Here is a 19,305-nt window from a genome sequence, read left to right as displayed (position 1 = left end):
ATGTTTCCAATAAATAAAAAAGAAGACTATATCTTGTTCTTTTTAATAGTAGCAGTTATTATAGCAACCTCGTTATTAATTTTTAAGAATATTAATTTTAACTCAGAAGATACAATTGAAATTAAAAATTATGAACAGACTAATATTAGTCAACCTAATAGTTTAGAGCAAGTTGATATTTCAGATAAAAATAAAACTTCTAAAGAATATATATTAGTTCAAGTCGGAGGAGCAGTGTTAAAGCCTGGAGTATATAAATGTGAGCTGGGAGATAGGATTTATCAAGTTATAGAAAAAGCAGGTGGTGCAAGTAAAGATGCAAATTTAGATATAATTAATTTAGTAGATGAGATTAAAGATGGAAGTAAAATTATTATTCCATCTAAAAGTAAAACTTCAAATACTAATCCAGCAATAGTAGCTAAGGATTATCCTAACAAAGTTAATATTAATAATGCTAGTGTTGAAGAGTTACAGAATTTAAAGGGGGTAGGCCCCTCTACAGCTGAGAAAATTATAAAGTATCGACAAGAAAAGGGTTCTTTTAAAACTTTAAAAGAGTTAACCAAGGTACCTGGAATAGGGGAGAAGACTTTTGCTAAATTAAAGAGTCAGATTAGTTATTAGGGTAAAACGTCCTTTGGTGGCAGTATTTATTGCTTTAGTATTAGGGATAATAGTAGGGAATTATATTGTAGCTACTAGATATTCAATTAGTATAATGGTATTTGTAGTTGTTTTATTGATAGTTTTTGCAGTTTATCTCTTAAATAAAAGGATAAAAGAAAGCAAAATTATAGTTTTAATATTAATTTTTTCACTTGGACTTTGTTATATTCAAAGTTTAAATTTATCCTGGAAAAATGAAGCTTTAGGGAAGATAATGAAGCATAAGGTTGAGATAAGGGCTACAGTAATAAAAGCAACAAACAAAGGATATAAACGAGAATATTTATTAAAAAATATAGATGTTATAGGCAGAAATATTAATAGTGATCAGAAAATATTATTATCAGCATGGGATTTTAATCCTAAACTAGAATATGGGGATATAGTTTCTATTAAGACTAAAATTCATTTGCCTGAAGTTCAAAGAAATCCAGGAGGTTTTTCCTATCAAAAATATCTTAAATATAATAGGATTTATGCCCTTTGTGATGTTAATAGTCAAAATCAGATTAAAAAGCTTAGCAATAACGGAAACTTTATTTTAAGAGCTTTATTTAGATTGCAAAATAGGATGAAAGGAGTAATTGATAAGTATTTTGACAATCCTAATAATTATATCTTAGAAGCTTTATTGTTAGGTGATAAATCATTATTACCTGGGCAAATCAAAGATGATTTTAGAGACTTGGGTTTGAGTCATTTATTAGTTATATCAGGGTTTCATATTGGGTTAATAAGTTATTTGATATATTTATTAGCTGAAAAATTAAAATTATCGAAAGGAAAAAGATTAATTTTAAATTTATTAATCTTAGGAACTTACATAGTTATAACTGGATGTCAGCTACCTAGCTTAAGAGCTGTAATTTTGATATTTTTAGTATTATTAGGTGGTTATTTAGAAAGAAGGATAGATATTTATAATTTATTAGCAGGGGTAGGAATCATAATTTTAATAATTAATCCTTGGAGTTTATTCACAGTTAGCTTTCAACTTTCTTTTGGGGCAGTATTGGCAATTACTTATTTGACTCCATTTATCTCTAATAGATTGCCTATAAAGTATGAGAAGATCAAGACTTTAATTGCAGGTTCTATGGCTGCCCAGATAGGATTAATTCCCATATTAGCTTATTATTTTTATGAAATTTCATTGGTGAGTATCATAGCTAATCTCTTTATTATGCCTTTAATAAGTTTAGTTTTATGGATAGGTATATTTTTTATTCTTATGGGTTTGGTAAAATTTAATATGTTAACTTATATTACTTCAATTGGCATTAAGTTAATATTAGCTGTAGTTTTAAAAATAGTTAATTTTATAGCACTTAATTTTAATACAAGCTTTTTAATTGGTAGACCTAAGGTATTAATAATACTTCTTTATTATTTGCTTCTTTATTATGTATTAGAATTTTTGAAAGAAAATATAATTCCATATAATGAAAATTATAAAAGCAAAGCTAAAATTATATCTTTAATTATAGTTTTATTTCTAATATTTCAATTTGGCTTCACTGATTTTAAAGAACTTAAATTAGTATTTTTAGATGTAGGTAATGGTGATGCGATCTATTTACATACTCCAACAGATAAAAATATTTTAGTAGATGTAGGTGAGGAGGCTATAGTAGTAAGAGATTTTTTAAAGTCACAAGGAATTAAAGCAATAGATTTAATCTTTCTTTCTCACTTTCATTCTGATCATGTTGGTGGAATTATGGATATAGTCAAAGAGTTTGAAGTTGATAGAATTTGTTATCCTGTTACTATAAGAAGAGAAGATCGAAAGTTGCTTTCAGAAATTAATAAGATAAGAAAGGTAGAGATGCAAAGGTTAGTTGATGGAGATCAAATAGAAATTTCAGATTTGGACTTTGAAGTATTATCTCCTAGATTACCTTTATTAGAGAATAGCCCTGAAAATAACAATTCCTTAGTCCTGAGACTTAGCTATAATAAATTTAAAGTATTATTAACTGGAGATTTAGAAGTAGAGGGGGAGAAGAGACTATTAAAAAAATCAATTAATTTAAATAGTACAGTTTTAAAAGTAGGTCATCATGGTAGTGCTACTTCAACTTCTATAGATTTTATAACAAAAGTTACTCCTAGGCTTGCAATTATTTCAGTGGGAGATAATAATTATGGTCATCCAGACTTAAATGTTATAAAGAGGTTAAAGAAGAATAAAATTGAGATATTACGAACAGATAAAGATGGAGCAATTACTCTTATGACAAATGGTCAAAGTTACAGAGTAAGTAGGTTTATAAGATAAAAGCAGGGATATCCCTGCTTTTATCTATGGTCTAATGAACATTTGTGTCCAATAAGTCATTCCCTTGGAATCTTTAGCAAGTCCTACACCAATCTCAGTGAACTTCTCACTTAAAATATTTCTTCTGTGGCCAGGAGAATTCATCCAACCATTCATAACTGCTTTAGCTGTAGGTTGTCCTTTAGCAATATTTTCTCCTGCTGTACTATAGTCAATTCCAAATTTAGTCATCATTTCAAATGGAGATCCATATGTTGGAGATTGATGACTAAAATAATTTTTATCTCGCATATCTTTAGATTTAGTTCTTGCTACACTAGACAGTTTTGAATTATGCTTATAAGGCTTTAAGCCTCGTTTTTGACGTTCTTGATTGACTAATTTGACTACTTCAGCTTCCATAGCTTGTAAGTTGGTGCTTTCTCCCATATCTTCTTGAGGTGGCTGTTGCATATCTTCACCATTTTGAGGTTGAGTCGGTTGAGTTGGCTCAGTTGGCTGTGGTTCTGGAGTTTGATTATTTCTATCAGGCTCAGGTACATAAACCTTATCTCCAGGATAGATTAAATTAGGATCTTTAAAGTGTCCATTCATTCTTAAAGTATTTAAGAAGTTAGCATTACAGCCCTTACATATATTCCAGATTGAGTCACCTTTTTTTACAGTGTAGACTCTTCTTTTGGCATTAGCATGACTAGTTGTGAGAAATAATCCCATTATTAGCACAAGTATAATAGTAAAATATCGATTTATTTTTTTCACAGCTAAGCTCCTTTTTTATTATTTTATCATATAAATTTAAATGAGCGATGATAGCCACCGCTCATTTTCAATATTTAGTTGTAAGCCATTTAGATACTAATTATTGACCAGCCAATTGATTTTCATAAGATTCGATCATTTTTTTAACCATTTGTCCACCAACAGATCCACATTCACGAGAAGTGATATTACCCCAGTAACCAGATTTATACTCATTGTTGATATTTAATTCAGTAGCAGCCTCTAATTTAAATTTATCTAAAGCTTGTACAGCCATAGGATTTAAAACTCGATTACTTCCAGTTCTAATGCTCATTTCTATCACCTCCTTTTTTATTTTGTATTCTTATTGTGTGTTAATTAACTTGAAGCTATACTAGTAAATATTGTGTTTTTTATAAAATTATCTTAAAAATTATAAAAATATTATAAATTAATCTTGATTAACCTTGAGGAACAAAATTACCGGCTTTATTAGCTAAATTATAGTTTTTATTCTCATTTTTGATAGCTTTCATGCTAGTGTTAGTAGGTGTTCCATTAGCCAATTGATTTTCATAAGATTCGATCATTTTCTTAACCATCTGTCCACCAACAGATCCACATTCACGAGAAGTGATATTACCCCAGTAACCAGATTTATACTCATTGTTGATATTTAATTCAGTAGCAGCTTCTAATTTAAATTTATCTAAAGCTTGCATAGCCATAGGATTTAAAGTTCGATTACTACCAGTTCTAATGCTCATTTCTGTCACCTCCTTTTTTATTTTGTATTCTTATTGTATGCTGATAAATTTGAAGCTATACTAGTAAATTTTATATAAAAACAAAAAAATAATAAATGCTGCAAAAATATGATAATTAAAATTAGTTTTGAATTTAATAATTTTATAACTAAGAAATATGGATAAGCTTTTGAACATAGATCCAGGTTTATGTTAAAATAATTATAGAGAGTAATTAAGCTAATATTTTAATATAAAATAATAAGTTTTTGAAAAGGTGGTATAATATATATGCAACATATTGATATTTTAAAAAAGAAAATTAATCAGTTAGATTCAATTTATTTAATTCATGGAGATGATAGATATTTAATAGATGAATTTATTACTAAATTCATAGATACATTTGCTTCTAAAGATCTTAGAGATTTTAATCTAAACATTATGGAAGAAGATGGTGATTTAGCATCTAAATTAATTAATTCAGTTAAGACCTTACCTTTTATGTCTGAGAAAAGGATTGTAGTTGTTTATACTTATGACTTATTTGTAAAGAAGGTCAAAGATATTGATTTAATATATAATTTAATTGATGATTTTCCTGAAAGTACTATTTTATTATTTGTAAGCTATAATAAACCTAAAAGAAGTTTAAAAGTTTATAAAAGGATAAAAAAGAAGGGTGAAATCTTAAAGTTTGAGTCATTAAAATATAAAAAATTAGATAATTGGGTAGAAAAGAAGATAGAGAGTTATGGGTATAAAATAGAAAAAAAAGCAATAATGCTATTAGAAGAAGCCTTTAATAATGATTTACAACGGCTTGATAGTGAAATAAATAAAGTAATTACATTTACCGGAGAAGATAGGTTAATTACTAAAGATGATGTTCAAGCTGTTATTAGCAAGGACTGGCTAGTAAAAGAGAATATTATCTTTGATTTTGTCGATGCAATTGGACAGAAGAATACATCTTTGGCTTTGAAATTATTAGCTGATATTTTACAGGAAGGTGCAGAAGGCAAGCAGATATTAGGAATGATAGCAAGACAAATTAGGTTAATGTTACGAAGTAAATTGTTAGCTAGAGATGGTTATACAGTAGATCAAATTGCTAAGAAACTAAATCAGCACCCTTATCCGATAAAAAAATGTTTAAAACAGAGTCATAATTTTTCTATTGAGTCTTTAGAGATGGCTTTGGAGAAATTATTTGAAAGTGATTGTAGATTAGTAACAGGGAGTGACCAGAAATTAGAGATGGAATTATTAGTAATAAATTTAAAAGAGGCTATTTAATAAAATAAAAAAGACTGCTCTTAAAAGAGCAGTCCTTTTTATTTTCTAATTAAGTAATAGAAACCTTAATTAAGCAGTTAAATCATTGAATAATTTATCCAATTTAGATTTTTTACGAGCAGCATTATTCTTATGAATAGTACCTTTAGCAGCAGTTTTATCAATAATCTTTTTAGCTGTATTTAACTTTTCTCTAGCTGCTTCTACATTGCCAGCTTCTACTGCTTCTTCAAATCGCTTAACAGCAGTTTTTAATTGAGATTTTCTATTGCTATTAATAGCTGTTTTCTTTTCAATAACTCTAATTCTCTTTTGAGCAGATTTAGAATTTGCCACTACGGTCACCTCCTTTAGCCACTATTTTCTATATAAAATATAAAATAGAGTTTACTTAGCTTTAACAAAAGAATTCTATCATATTATTATTTAAAACGCAAGAAAAGATTAAATATACTTTCTGTCTACTTACTAAAAATAAAGAGTTTTTATAATTTTTAGATTAAAAGGCATAAATTAATTTCTATAAATGAATATAGAAAAATAAATAGGTTATTATAACTATTGACTTTCATAAAAAAGAAGATTGGTTCTTCCGCGACTTTTGTGAAAGTAATTTTTAAAACCTTATTTTTACCACGAATTAACACGAATAGTAATTAGCTAGCGGCTATTGGCTACTAGCTATTAGCCAGTTATTGATTCACCCCAGAAGTACTTCCTTGAGAAAAACACCTCCGGGTTTGAAGTAATAACCCTTCGTGAGATTTTAATTTTTATGGTTCCCTCCGGGCGCGTGGTTAAATAATTGTTTTTATTTTTTAAGATTTGATTTTTGAACTTTAGTTTAAATCTAAAATTAATATTAATCACAAAGTTTGTTGATGATCCAGAAGATTTTTATAAATAAAAAATATAAAATACAAACTCTTAGAAGGGAGGTTTTATAGAATGGTCGGTTGGTTAGGAGCAATTGTCAGATTTATTGTTTCTGCTTTTGTTTTATTAGCAGTAGGTTATTTAGTACCAGGAGTATCAGTCGCTAGTTTTACTAGTGCTTTAATTGCATCGATTGTTATAGCTTTTTTAGGTTATATTGTTGAAAACTTTTTTGGTGAAAATATATCTCCTCAAGCAAGAGGTTTAACTGGTTTTGTTACTTCAGCTATTGTTATTTATTTTACCGCTAAATTATTAGCAGGAATGCAAGTTTCTTTTATAGGATCCTTATTGGCAGCTTTAGTTATTGGAATTGTTGATTCTTTTGTTCCTACAGAGTTAAGATAATAAGAGAGGGGGAATATATAATGCAAGAATTAGAGCAATTATCAACTTTAACTGATTTGGCAGTTGAAGCTAGAAATCTAGCAGTTGAAAGAACTGGTGGTGAAATACAAGGAGTTGCGGTAGAAGAAGAAGAGAAAGAAAATGTAAAGGTCACAAGAATTCAGGTTATGAATCAACAAGCAGCTCAAAGAATTGGAAAAGCTCCAGGGAACTATATTACTATAGAGTCTGAATCATTGAGGGTAGCAGATAAATTAACCCAGGAATATATAAGTGGAGTATTATCTGAAGAAATAAATAAATTAATAAATTATAATGCTTTGCAACCAGGGATGCAAGGAGAACCAACTATTTTAGTGGTTGGTTTGGGCAATTGGAATGCTACTCCAGATGCTTTAGGACCAGAGGTTATTCATCATTTATTAGTAACTAGACATCTATATGATTCATCACCAGCAGATGCTAAACAAGGTATGAGACCAGTATGTGCTTTAGCACCAGGGGTTTTAGGTTTGACTGGAATTGAAACTGCAGAAATTATTCGGGGAGTGGTAGATCGAGTACATCCTAATCTAATTATTGCTATTGATGCCTTAGCTGCTAAAGAAAGTAGCAGGTTAGCTTCTACTATTCAGATTAGTGATACAGGAATCTATCCTGGTTCTGGCTTAGGTAAGAATAGGGTAGGTATTACACAACAAGATATGGGAGTTCCAGTACTTGCAATTGGGATGCCTACAGTAATAAACTCAGTTAATATTGTAAATGATACGATTAAACAATTAATGAACAATCCAAATGTTCAGCCGAGTTTAAGGGGTAGTTTAGAGCAAAATAATAATCATCAACAGATAATCCAAAATATATTACAGCCTTTTATGGGAGATTTAATTGTCTCGCCTAAAGGAATAGACCAATTAATTCGTGACACTAGCAAGATTATAGCTGGTGGAATTAATGTAGCATTACATCCAGATATAAAAGCAGAAGATGTATCATTATATTTACAATAATATTGTTAGTTGAAATTAGTAAAAGATGCTCTAGCCTTAATTTAAGGTTGGAGCATTATTATTGCTGTCTTTTTTTGTTTTAATTTTAAATTTAATTTAACAAATCAAGAACTACTTAATCAAGGTAAGTAATAAATTTTATATGATGCACATAAGTTTTTATATGAACTAGAATAGGAAGTGATATCTATGTTTAGAGATCAACATAGGTTTATGAATGTAATTATTATATTGTATATTATCTTACTATTGTTTTTAGGTAGCTTGATTTTTCAAAAATATAATTTCTCTTCTAATTTGTTAGTTGGTGATATTTTCTTTAATAATAAGTTAGTTCATTATATAATTAACTTTATTTATTTGGATGAGATTGATTCTAAAATGTTATTAAAACAGGGTTTGCCAATTGTTAGAGTTAATAATAGTCAATTATCGAATAAAAGTAATAATAAAAGTGATTTTTTAAATTTAACTTGTAGCTTTATAACTGATCTACCTCTATCTTTTTTTAAAGCTAAAGAAGATAATAGGGTAAAGATGGTTATAAATCAGGTTACCAAGAGATATAATCAGACTGTTGAGGACAAGTTAAGAGCAGAAGGAACTCATGAAAACGAAGAAAGGGTGAAGATAGAACTAAATTTTTGGCAGACAGAGCCATCTAATGAGATTGAAGATCCACAAGGACAGATTAAGAATGATATTTATAACAAGAGTAATCCCCAAGATATATTTCCTAAAAGGAATAAAGCGAATTTAAAGAAAGCATTGGTAGGTATCTATCATACTCATACAGCTGAAAACTATGAGAATAGAGGATATAACTCTAGAGCAGGTTCAGGAAATAGAGGAGATGTAGTATTAGTTGGTAATGAGCTAAGTAAAGTATTAAAGGAGAAGTATAATATATTGTCAGTTCATTCTAAGAGAGTTAATGACAAGACATATGGTAAATCATATATTAATTCTTTAAAAACAGTTGAATCTATAGTTAAGAACAATTCTGAATTGCAGATGGTATTTGATATTCATCGTGATGCTATAGGGCATGGTAGTAAAGATTTAATTACTACAACTATTAATGGTCAAAAGGTTGCTAGAATCATGATCATTGTTACTAATAATCAATATGGTCTTCCACATCCTAATTGGAAGGAAAACTTTAAATTTGCAAAAAGATTGGCTCAGAAGATGAATGCTATGTATCCGGGATTATTAAGAGATGTTAAATTATTAAGTAATCGAAGATATAACCAACATGTACACAATCATGCTTTATTATTGGAGGTTGGTGGGGCTAAGAATACTATTGAAGAAGCAAAACGTTCTGCTGATCTATTAGCTGATGTCTTAGCATCCTTGATTAGAGAAGGGGTTTAGCAATTTTTTGTTATCTTGATTAATAGAATAATGGGTGTTATAATTAGGAAAGATAATGTAGACGAAAGAGGAGGTTCTTAATGGCTAAGATTAATCAGAATAAAATTCGTAATTTTTGTATTATTGCCCATATTGATCATGGTAAATCTACTTTGGCTGATAGATTATTAGAATTCACCGGTACAATTTCTGAAAGAGAAATGGAAGAACAATTATTGGATACTATGGATTTAGAAAAAGAACGTGGTATTACTATTAAAGCTCAAGCTGTTAGAATGGATTATAAGGCAAAGGATGGTAATGACTATATATTAAATTTAATAGATACCCCAGGCCATGTTGACTTTTCTTATGAAGTATCTAGAAGTTTAGCTGCTTGTGAAGGGGCTTTGTTAGTAATTGATGCTGCTCAGGGGATAGAAGCACAGACTTTGGCTAATATTTATATTGCTTTAGAGAATGATTTAGAAATAATTCCTGTAATTAATAAGATAGACCTGCCAAGTGCTAATCCTGAAAAAGTAAAAGAAGAATTGATTGATATTGGATTAGATCCTGATGAGGCGATTTTAACTAGTGCAAAAGAAGGTATTGGTATAGAAGAGGTATTAGAAACTGTTGTAAAGTATGTGCCTGCACCAGGTGGTGACAAGGACAAGCCTTTAAAGGCTTTAATTTTTGATTCTTTATATGATCCTTATCGAGGAGTTATTTGTTATTATAGAGTGATAGATGGATTTATAAAGCCTGGCATGAAGATAAAAATGATGGCTACAGATAAAGTTTTTGAGGCAGATGAAGTAGGAACTTTTAGTCCCAAAATGAAGAAAACTAAACAGATATCCAGTGGTGAAGTTGGTTATGTAGCAGCAAGTATTAAGGATGTAAAGAACGCTCAGGTTGGGGATACAATCACTGATGCTAATAATCCTACTAATAAACCATTAGCAGGTTATCAACCGGCTAAGCCGATGGTCTTTTGTGGAATGTATCCTGTAGATGGTAAAGATTATGATGTATTAAGAGATGCTTTAGAAAAATTACAATTAAATGATGCTTCTTTGACTTTTGAACCAGAAACCTCAGAGGCTTTAGGTTTTGGATATCGCTGTGGTTTTTTGGGTCTTTTACATATGGAGATTATGCAGGAAAGATTAGAGCGGGAATATAATTTAGATTTAATTACTACTGCTCCAAGTGTAATTTATAAGATATACAAGACTGATGAAGAGGTGTTGGAGATTGAAAATCCTGCTAATATGCCTGAAGCTCAATATATTGAGAAAATTGAAGAACCAGTTGTACAGGCTAAACTTTTATTACCAGATGAGCATGTAGGTGCTGCTATGGAATTATGTCAGGATAAGCGGGGACAATTTAAGAATATGGAATATTTAGATCAAGTAAGGGTAAGGTTAACTTATGATATTCCACTAAGTGAGATTGTATTAGATTTCTTTGATAAGTTAAAATCTAGAACTAGAGGTTATGCTACCTTTGATTATGAATTTGCTGGTTATCAAGAATCGGATTTGATTAAGCTTAATATTTTGGTAAATGAAGAATCGGTAGATGCCTTATCTTGTATTGTTCATAGAGACTTTGCATATGATGTTGGAAGAGAATTAACTAAAAAATTAAAAGAATTTATTCCTGAACAGATGTTTAATGTACCAGTACAGGCTGCAATTGGTAATAAGATAATTGCTCGCCAGACAATTAGAGCAAGGCGTAAAGATGTATTACAAAAATGCTATGGTGGAGATGTATCACGTAAGAAGAAATTATTGAAGAAACAAAAAGAAGGTAAAAAAAGAATGAAACAGGTTGGAAGTGTAGAAATTCCACAGGAAGCATTTATGGCTGTTTTAGAGATTGATGATTAGAAGAAATGAGATTCTAGTTTGACTTATAAAATAGGGACGAACTTTTAAGTTCGTCCCTAAATCTATTCTAGAGAAGATAAAGGTGATGATCATGGAAGAATTCGGATTATATATTCATATTCCATTTTGTGTTCGTAAGTGTTATTATTGTGATTTTAATTCTTTTAGTTTTGATCCTATTTTAAAGCAAAGATTCTTAACTAATCTAAATAGGGAAATAGGACTTATAGCAGATAAGTATAAACCTCAAATTAAAAGTATATTTATTGGTGGTGGAACACCCACTATTTTAGATGGGGAAGAGTTAGCTAATATTTTGAATCAGTGCTATCAGAAATTCAATATAAAAGAAGATATAGAGATTACAATAGAAGCTAACCCAGGTACAGTAGATAGAAAGAAGCTGAATTTGATCAAAGAAGCTGGAGTCAATAGATTAAGTTTTGGGGTGCAAAATTTCAGTGATAAGATGTTAAAAAAGATTGGAAGAATTCATAAAGTCCAAGATACGATTGATAATTACTATTTAGCTAGAGAATTAGGTTTTAACAATATCAGCCTTGATCTAATCTTTGCTCTGCCAGGACAGAGTTTAGATGAATGGAAGGAGACCTTATTACAAGCTTGTGAACTTGATCCTGAGCATTTATCAACTTATAATCTTAAGATTGAACAAGGAACTCCTTTTTATGAAATGTTAACAAAAGGAACTTTGATACCAATAAGTGAAGAGTTGGATTTAGCTATGTATAATTTAACTAAAGATGTATTAGAAAGTAGAGGTTTTCAGCAGTATGAGATTTCTAATTTTGCCAAAAGAGGTTATGAAAGTGAACATAATCAGATTTATTGGAAAAATGAAGCTTATTTAAGTCTTGGCCCTGGTGCTCACTTTTATGATGGGATTGGTCGGGGATATAATTTTTCTTCCTTAGAAGATTATTTCCAGAGTTTAGAAGAAGGAAGACTACCTATAGCAGATTATCAAAGCTTAACTAAAGAAGAGCAGATTGAAGAAACTATGATGCTTGGATTGAGATTAATTGAAGGGGTTTCTCTATCTGGATTCAAGAGAAGGTACGATAGTGATATTAGTGATATCTATGAAAGTCAGATTAATAAATTAATAGAAGAAAAGTTAATAGTTTTTAATGATGAGAAAATTTCATTGACTTGGAAAGGTATTATATTTGCCAATAGAGTTTTAGCCGAATTTATTCTAACTTAAATGATTGAATTTAAATTATTAATTAGTTTTTTAGCTTTAGATAGTGAAGTAATTAACTGGATAAAGGAGTATATTAGCTCTAATATAGATTAATCAAAATCAAGAATATTTGACAAAGTAGATTATAAATGATATTTTATTTATAGCATATTATTAGCACTCAATAAGATCGAGTGCTAATTATGGAAAGGCGGTGGTTGCTGTTGAAGATGACAGAACGTAAAAAGAGGATTTTAAAGGCCATCGTAAATGAATATGTTATGACTGCAGAGCCAGTTGGTTCTCGTACATTGGCTAGGCGGTATGATTTTGGGGTTAGCCCTGCTACAATTAGAAACGATATGGCCGATTTAGAGGAAGAAAGTTATTTGGAGCAACCACATAGGTCAGCCGGAAGAGTTCCAACTGATAAAGGATATAGATTTTATGTGGATGCTTTAATGGAATTAAAGAAGTTATCAAGACAAAAATCAGAATTTATTAAAAAGGGCAAGTCTCTATATAAAGAGAATGGGATTCAAGAATTTGTACAACAAACATCACAAATGTTATCTGATTTGACTAATTATACTTCTGTAGTTTCAAGTCCACAGATAGAAGAAAGTGTATTTCAACATTTGCAGCTTGTTCCAATGAGTAGTAAGAGAGTACTATTGGTGCTAATTACTGATACAGGATTAGTAAAAAATAAGATTATAGATTTACCTGAAAGAATATCTCATCAAGAACTTGATCAATTATCACGTTTTTTAAATGAGAGGTTAGTTGGTTTATCTTTAAATCAAATAAGCAAAGAAGTTTTACTTGAGCTTAGTACTGAATTGATTAATAGGATTTCAGTTACATTAAGAAATCTAGACTTTATAAATAAAGAAATCAACAAGAATAATTTACCTAAATATGGTAAAATATATTTAGGAGGAACTGCCCATATATTGGACCAACCTGAATTTAATGATATAAGTAAAATAAAAACGGTATTAAGGTTGCTAGAACAAGATAAGCTACTATATGGTATTATGGATAATATCGGTGATAAAGAAGGTGTTGAAATTATCATAGGTAGTGAAAATACTTTTGATGAGATCAAAGAATGTAGTTTTGTAGCAGCTACTTATCATTTAAATGGTCGTCCAATTGGTAAAATTGGAGTAATAGGTCCAACTAGAATGGAGTATGCTAATGTAGTGGGATCAGTTAAATTTATGGCTGATCTATTAAGTGAACTTTTAACAAATAAATAAGATAAGAGTAGGTGGGGTAGAAATGGTCGATGAGGAAAAAGAGTTGAATGAACAAGAGCTTGAAGTTAAGGAAGAAAATGAAGAGTTAGAGCAGCAAGATTCTGACTCTTCTGAATTGACTAATGAAGATCTTTCTGAGACTAACGAACAATTTTCTGAGTTGGAGGCAGAACTAGCAAAAGAGAAAGAAGAAAAAGAAAAATACATAGATCGTTTACAGAGGTTGCAAGCTGAGTTTTCCAATTATAGAAAAAGAGTTACTAAGGAGAAAGAGATGTTGGCTACTCAAGCAAAAAAAGATTTTATTCTAGAGTTGTTGCCTGTTATAGATAATTTTGAAAGGGCATTAGAAAGTTCTGAAACAAGTGAAGATACTGCTAGTTTACTTGAGGGAGTTGAAATGATTTATCGACAGATAAAAAATCTATTGACTAAAAATGGTGTTGAAGAGATAGTAACTGTTGGTGAAGAATTTGATCCTAATTTCCATAATGCAGTAATGAAAGAGGCAAGTGAGGAGTATGAATCAGGAATAATTATAGAAGAATTACAAAAAGGTTACAGCTTTAATAATATAGCTATTAGGCCAGCAATGGTTAAAGTGGCAGAATAGATACATTATATTTTGAAGAATTTACAACCTATAATGTAATAATTGTTTGAAAAGTTTAGCTAGATAATATAAGTTCTAAACTTTAAAATTTAAAAGGAGGATGAATATATATGGGTAAAATAATTGGTATTGATTTAGGTACAACAAATTCATGTGTAGCAGTTATAGAAGGTGGAGAGCCTACTGTTATCCCTAATAAACAAGGTGGTAGAACAACACCTTCAGTAGTTGGTTATTCTAAAAAAGGAGAGAGATTAGTAGGTGAGCCTGCTAAACGACAGGCAATTACAAATCCAGATCAAACAGTAAGTTCTATCAAAAGACATATGGGAGAGAATTATAAAGTAGAGTTACATGGTGAAGAAAGAACTCCACAAGAGATTTCTGCTATGATTTTACAAGAACTAAAGTCCCATGCAGAAGATTACTTAGGTCAAAATGTTGAAAGTGCTGTTATTACAGTTCCAGCTTACTTTAGTGATGCACAGCGTCAAGCTACAAAAGATGCTGGTAAGATTGCAGGCTTAGATGTTAAGAGAATTATTAATGAGCCAACAGCAGCAGCTTTAGCATATGGTTTAGATGATGATCAAGAACAAACTATTTTAGTTTATGATTTAGGTGGAGGTACTTTTGATGTTTCCATCCTAGAACTTGGTGATGGTGTATTTGAAGTTATAGCAACTAGTGGTGATAACCAATTAGGTGGAGATGACTTTGATGAGAAGATTATCAACTATTTAGCTGAAGAATTTGAAAAAGAAAATGGAATTGATCTTCGTAAAGATAAGATGTCTCTACAAAGATTAAAAGATGCTGCTGAAAAGGCTAAAATTGAGCTTTCAGGATTAGCAACTACTAATGTTAACCTTCCATTTATAACTCAAACTGCAGAAGGTCCTAAACATTTAGATGTAGATATTACAAGATCTCAATTTGAAAAGATGAGTTCTGATTTAGTTGATAGAACTTTAAAAGCTGTTCGTCAAGCTTTATCTGATGCAGGTCTATCAAAAACAGATATTGATCAAGTATTATTAGTTGGAGGTTCTACTAGAATCCCAGCTGTACAAGAAGCGATTAGTAAAGAGATCAAAGAAGCAAATAAAGGTATTAATCCAGATGAATGTGTAGCTATGGGAGCTGCTATTCAAGGTGGAGTATTAAATGATGAGGTAGATGATATTGTATTATTAGATGTTACTCCATTATCTTTAGGTATTGAAACTATGGGTGGTGTATTTACTAAATTAATTGATAGAAATACTACTATTCCAACTGAGAAGAGTAAAGTATTCTCTACTGCTGCAGATAATCAAACAGCTGTGGATATCCATGTTTTACAAGGTGAAAGACAGATGGCTAAGGATAATAAGACCTTAGGGCGTTTCCAATTAACTGATATTCCACCAGCACCAAGAGGTGTACCTCAAATTGAAGTATCATTTAAAATAGATACTGATGGTATTGTTCATGTATCTGCCAAAGATAAGGGCACAGGTAATGAACAACAAATTACAATTAAATCTGATACAGGATTATCAGATGAAGAAATTGATAGAATGGTAAATGAAGCTGAAGCTCATGCTGAAGAAGATAAGAAACGTAAAGAAGCTGTAGAAACAGTAACTGGTGCAGATAGCTTAGTACATCAAGTTGAAAAAACTTTAGAAGAAGCGGGAGATAAAGTAGATGATTCAGTGGTAAGTGAGATCGAAACAGCTAAAGGTGAGTTAAAAGATGCTTTAGAGGATATTGATATGCATAATATTGATCCTGATACCTTAGATATTGATGGTATTAAAGAGAAACAAGAAGCATTAACTCAAAAATTACATGAATTAACTACTCAAATGTATCAACAAGCTGAACAAGCTCAACAAGCAGCTGGTGCAAATGCTGGTGCTCAAGGAGCTAGTGAGGATGATGATGTAGTAGATGTTGACTTTGAAGATGTAGAGGAAGAGTAATTAATAGCTACTTAGTTTTAAATTAACATATATTTAATAGAGTCAAAGCCAAACTATATTTGGTTTTGACTCTGTTTTTATGAATAGATTTTAGCTATTAGCCACTAGCTAGTAGCTATTAGCTAATAATAAGTTAGAAAGGCAGTGATTTAAAATGGCTAAAAGAGATTATTATGAAATATTAGGTGTAGATAAAAATGCTGATAAAAAAGAGATAAAGAGAGCTTATCGTAAATTGTCTAGAAAGTATCACCCTGATGTAAGTAAAGAAGAAAATGCAGAAGATAAGTTTAAAGAGATTACAGAAGCTTATGAAGTGTTAAGTGATGATGATAAAAGAGCTAGATATGATCAATTTGGCCATGCAGGTGTAGATCAAGATGGAGGATTTGGTGGTCAAGGTGGATTCGGAGGTTTTGGTCAAGGCGGATTTGGAGGCTTTGATGATATATTTGATATGTTCTTTGGTGGGGGAGGTTCTTCTAGACGAAGAAATGGCCCACGCAAAGGATCAGATTTAAGAATAAATATAAGTATCAGCTTTGAAGAAGCTGCTTTTGGAGTTGAAAAAGAGCTTACTATACCTCGTACAGAAGATTGTGATAAATGTAATGGTACTGGAGCAAAATCAAGTAGTGATGTAGAAACTTGTGCTAAATGTAATGGAAGTGGAGAGATTAGGTTTAGACAGAATACTCCATTTGGTCAAGTGATGCAAACTCAGACTTGTGATAGATGCCATGGAAGTGGTAAATTTGTTAAGAACCCATGCTCAAAATGTGATGGGAAGGGCAAAGTTAAGAAGAGAAGAAAGGTCAGTGTAAATATTCCAGCAGGTGTTGATGATGGAATGACATTAAGAGTTAGAGGTGAAGGGGAAGCAGGAGTAAATGGTGGGCCAGCCGGTGATTTACAAGTTGTAGTTAATGTTAAAGCTCACAAGATATTTAAACGTAGAGGAAATGATGTCTTATGTGAAGTCCCAATTAGCTTTGTTCAAGCAACCTTAGGTGATGAAATTCAAGTACCTACTTTAGATGGGAAGGTTAAATTTAGTATACCTGAAGGAACTCAACCAGGAACTTCTTTTAGATTGAAGGATAAAGGAATACCTTATTTGAGAGGTAGTGGACGTGGTGATCAGCATATTAAGGTAAAAGTTGTTATTCCTAAAAAATTAAGTGATGAACAGAAAGATATATTAAAAGATTTTGCAGAAATTAGTGGAGAAGAGATAAATCCAGAGCATAAAGGTTTCTTACAAAAAATTAAAGATGCTTTTGGTATGTAAAGGTGGGAAAATAATATGGAGCTCAAAGAGCTTATAATTCATGCTACACATGAGTCCTTTCCAGCAATTGAGAATATTCTCAGTGAAATAGGTGCTTTAGGAGTTAGTAAAGAGGTATTTCAAAAGGATAAGCAGCTTATAATTAAAGGTTATTTTGAAGATGATAAATTAGGAAAAGAAAAAATTAAAGTTATAAAAGATAAAATATTTGCTTTATCCAATTATGGTTTAAATATAGATCCAATTGATATGAGAGTCAAAGCTTTAAAACAAGAAGACTGGGCCAATAAGTGGAAAGAAGATATTAAAGCAATTAAAGTAAGTGATAGAATTGTAATTAAGCCAACCTGGGAAGAGTATCATGCTGATGATGGCGATATCATTATTGAAATAGATCCAGGTATGGCCTTTGGTACAGGGGATCATGGAACAACAAGCGGATGTTTAGAAATGTTAGAAAAGTATTTAAAACCTAATTTTAATGTTTTAGATATTGGTACTGGAACAGGTATCTTAGCAATTGCAGCTGCTAAATTAGGTGCTAACTCTCTTTTTGCTTTAGATATAGATCCTGTAGCGATTGAAGTAGCCAAGGAAAACGCAAAGTTGAATGGTGTTAATACTGAGATAGAGTTTAGTGAAGGGGATTTATTAGATGTTGTTGAAGGAAGATATGAATTAATTCTTGCTAATATATTACCTCATGTAATTATGAGATTAATACCTGATTTAGTTGAGGTTTCAAAAGATAAGAGTACTATTATTTTGTCAGGAATTATTGAGGAGAAAGTAGAAAAAATAAAGGAAGAATTAATCAGATATAATTTTGATATTCAAGATATTGTAAAGAAAGATCAATGGATAACAATAGTAGTTACTAGGAGAGGATAGAATGCATCACTTTTTTGTTAAACCAAAAGATATAAATGATGGCATAATTACCATTACAGGTAAAGATGTAAAACATATCACTAGGTCTTTGAGATTAGATATAAGTGATAAAATCAGTGTTGCAGATGGAGAGAGTAATAAATATTTAACAGAAATTATAGATATAAGTGAAGAATTTGTAAGAGCAAAAATAATAAATGAGTTTGAAGTCAGAGTTGAATCAAATATAGAAGTTACTCTAGTTCAAGGTTTACCAAAAAGTAAGAAGATGGATCTAATTACTCAAAAGTGTACTGAATTAGGAATAAGAGAGATTATTCCAGTTGATACGAAAAGGACTGTAGTTAATTTAAAGCCCAAAAAAGCTGAGAGGCGTCAACAAAGATGGCAGAAAATAGCTCGAGAGGCTGCTAAACAATCTGGTAGAGCTATAATTCCTATAATGAAAGATTTAATGACCTTTAAAGATATATTATCATTAGCTTCAGAGTATGATTTAGTATTAATGCCTTGGGAGGATGAACAGAGTACCAAATTAAAAGAGGTATTAACTGATAATCAAGAAGTTAATAAGATTATGATTATAATCGGTCCAGAAGGTGGTTTCAGTAAGCAAGAAGTAGAGTTAGCAAAAGAAGAAGGAATAAAGCCTGTTACTTTGGGGCCAAGAATTTTGAGGACGGAGACTGCTGGAATTGCTACCTTATCTATGATATTATATGAATTAGGAGACTTGGGTTAATTAATAATTTAGGATTGATAATTG

18 protein-coding genes are annotated in these 19,305 nt (G+C 30.7%); 14 read left to right on the top strand and 4 right to left on the bottom strand.

Going from position 1 to position 19,305, the window contains the following annotated elements; translation table 11 throughout:
• A complete protein-coding gene (locus tag OREMA_RS18160) occupies positions 1 to 627 on the top strand; it encodes a helix-hairpin-helix domain-containing protein (protein ID WP_169331526.1) in 627 nt (208 codons plus the stop codon).
• A 16-nt stretch (positions 628 to 643) separates the two neighbouring features.
• Positions 644 to 2,950: a DNA internalization-related competence protein ComEC/Rec2 gene (locus OREMA_RS0103065; protein ID WP_169331525.1), complete on the top strand. Its 2,307-nt coding sequence runs from the start codon at positions 644 to 646 to the stop codon at positions 2,948 to 2,950.
• A 24-nt stretch (positions 2,951 to 2,974) separates the two neighbouring features.
• Here the strand turns inward: OREMA_RS0103065 and OREMA_RS18600 are convergent, their stop codons facing one another.
• From OREMA_RS18600 to OREMA_RS17060, 3 genes are all read right to left on the bottom strand, one after another.
• Positions 2,975 to 3,712: a CAP domain-containing protein gene (locus tag OREMA_RS18600; protein ID WP_018247814.1), complete on the bottom strand. Its 738-nt coding sequence runs from the start codon at positions 3,710 to 3,712 to the stop codon at positions 2,975 to 2,977.
• Between the two features lie 100 nt (positions 3,713 to 3,812).
• Positions 3,813 to 4,028: an alpha/beta-type small acid-soluble spore protein gene (locus OREMA_RS0103055; protein WP_018247813.1), complete on the bottom strand. Its 216-nt coding sequence runs from the start codon at positions 4,026 to 4,028 to the stop codon at positions 3,813 to 3,815.
• Positions 4,029 to 4,155: 127 nt separating this feature from the next.
• On the bottom strand, positions 4,156 to 4,461 hold the full coding sequence (locus OREMA_RS17060; RefSeq protein ID WP_018247812.1) for an alpha/beta-type small acid-soluble spore protein: 306 nt from the start codon (positions 4,459 to 4,461) through the stop codon (positions 4,156 to 4,158).
• 270 nt (positions 4,462 to 4,731) lie between these two features.
• On the opposite strand from OREMA_RS17060, the gene holA reads away from it, so the two are divergent.
• On the top strand, positions 4,732 to 5,739 hold the full coding sequence (gene holA, locus OREMA_RS0103045) for a DNA polymerase III subunit delta (RefSeq protein ID WP_018247811.1): 1,008 nt from the start codon (positions 4,732 to 4,734) through the stop codon (positions 5,737 to 5,739).
• Positions 5,740 to 5,808: 69 nt separating this feature from the next.
• Here holA and rpsT read toward each other — a convergent pair whose 3' ends face one another.
• Positions 5,809 to 6,075, bottom strand: coding sequence for a 30S ribosomal protein S20 (gene rpsT, locus OREMA_RS0103040; RefSeq protein ID WP_018247810.1), 267 nt, complete (start codon positions 6,073 to 6,075; stop codon positions 5,809 to 5,811).
• 612 nt (positions 6,076 to 6,687) lie between these two features.
• On the opposite strand from rpsT, the gene OREMA_RS0103035 reads away from it, so the two are divergent.
• From OREMA_RS0103035 to OREMA_RS0102980, 11 genes are all read left to right on the top strand, one after another.
• Entirely contained in the window at positions 6,688 to 7,023 is a 336-nt protein-coding gene (locus OREMA_RS0103035; protein WP_018247809.1) for a phage holin family protein, read from the top strand.
• A 20-nt stretch (positions 7,024 to 7,043) separates the two neighbouring features.
• Positions 7,044 to 8,036, top strand: coding sequence for a GPR endopeptidase (gpr, locus tag OREMA_RS0103030; protein ID WP_018247808.1), 993 nt, complete (start codon positions 7,044 to 7,046; stop codon positions 8,034 to 8,036).
• Positions 8,037 to 8,225: 189 nt separating this feature from the next.
• Entirely contained in the window at positions 8,226 to 9,416 is a 1,191-nt protein-coding gene (gene spoIIP, locus OREMA_RS0103025; RefSeq protein ID WP_018247807.1) for a stage II sporulation protein P, read from the top strand.
• 80 nt (positions 9,417 to 9,496) lie between these two features.
• Positions 9,497 to 11,302 (top strand): translation elongation factor 4, encoded by a 1,806-nt coding sequence (gene lepA, locus OREMA_RS0103020; RefSeq protein WP_018247806.1) that lies wholly within the window; start codon positions 9,497 to 9,499, stop codon positions 11,300 to 11,302.
• 91 nt (positions 11,303 to 11,393) lie between these two features.
• The gene (hemW, locus tag OREMA_RS0103015) at positions 11,394 to 12,530 is read left to right on the top strand and encodes a radical SAM family heme chaperone HemW (protein WP_018247805.1); all 1,137 of its coding nucleotides are present in this window, start codon (positions 11,394 to 11,396) and stop codon (positions 12,528 to 12,530) included.
• 209 nt (positions 12,531 to 12,739) lie between these two features.
• On the top strand, positions 12,740 to 13,774 hold the full coding sequence (hrcA, locus tag OREMA_RS0103005) for a heat-inducible transcriptional repressor HrcA (protein ID WP_244871486.1): 1,035 nt from the start codon (positions 12,740 to 12,742) through the stop codon (positions 13,772 to 13,774).
• Between the two features lie 22 nt (positions 13,775 to 13,796).
• Positions 13,797 to 14,387 carry a nucleotide exchange factor GrpE gene (grpE, locus tag OREMA_RS0103000; protein WP_018247802.1) on the top strand — a complete coding sequence of 197 codons (591 nt, stop codon included), beginning with the start codon at positions 13,797 to 13,799 and terminating at the stop codon, positions 14,385 to 14,387.
• A gap of 110 nt (positions 14,388 to 14,497) precedes the next feature.
• Positions 14,498 to 16,357 carry a molecular chaperone DnaK gene (gene dnaK, locus OREMA_RS0102995; protein ID WP_018247801.1) on the top strand — a complete coding sequence of 620 codons (1,860 nt, stop codon included), beginning with the start codon at positions 14,498 to 14,500 and terminating at the stop codon, positions 16,355 to 16,357.
• 154 nt (positions 16,358 to 16,511) lie between these two features.
• Positions 16,512 to 17,648, top strand: a complete 1,137-nt coding sequence (dnaJ, locus tag OREMA_RS0102990) for a molecular chaperone DnaJ (protein ID WP_018247800.1) — start codon at positions 16,512 to 16,514, stop codon at positions 17,646 to 17,648.
• Positions 17,649 to 17,663: 15 nt separating this feature from the next.
• Positions 17,664 to 18,539, top strand: a complete 876-nt coding sequence (gene prmA, locus OREMA_RS0102985) for a 50S ribosomal protein L11 methyltransferase (protein ID WP_018247799.1) — start codon at positions 17,664 to 17,666, stop codon at positions 18,537 to 18,539.
• A 1-nt stretch (position 18,540) separates the two neighbouring features.
• Positions 18,541 to 19,281 carry a 16S rRNA (uracil(1498)-N(3))-methyltransferase gene (locus OREMA_RS0102980; protein WP_018247798.1) on the top strand — a complete coding sequence of 247 codons (741 nt, stop codon included), beginning with the start codon at positions 18,541 to 18,543 and terminating at the stop codon, positions 19,279 to 19,281.
• Positions 19,282 to 19,305: the final 24 nt, after the last annotated feature.

The organism is Orenia marismortui DSM 5156 (assembly GCF_000379025.1).
Classification (GTDB): domain Bacteria; phylum Bacillota; class Halanaerobiia; order Halobacteroidales; family Halobacteroidaceae; genus Orenia; species Orenia marismortui.
Note: the sequence above shows the minus strand (reverse complement) of the source record. Positions and strands in the feature narration are given on the sequence as shown.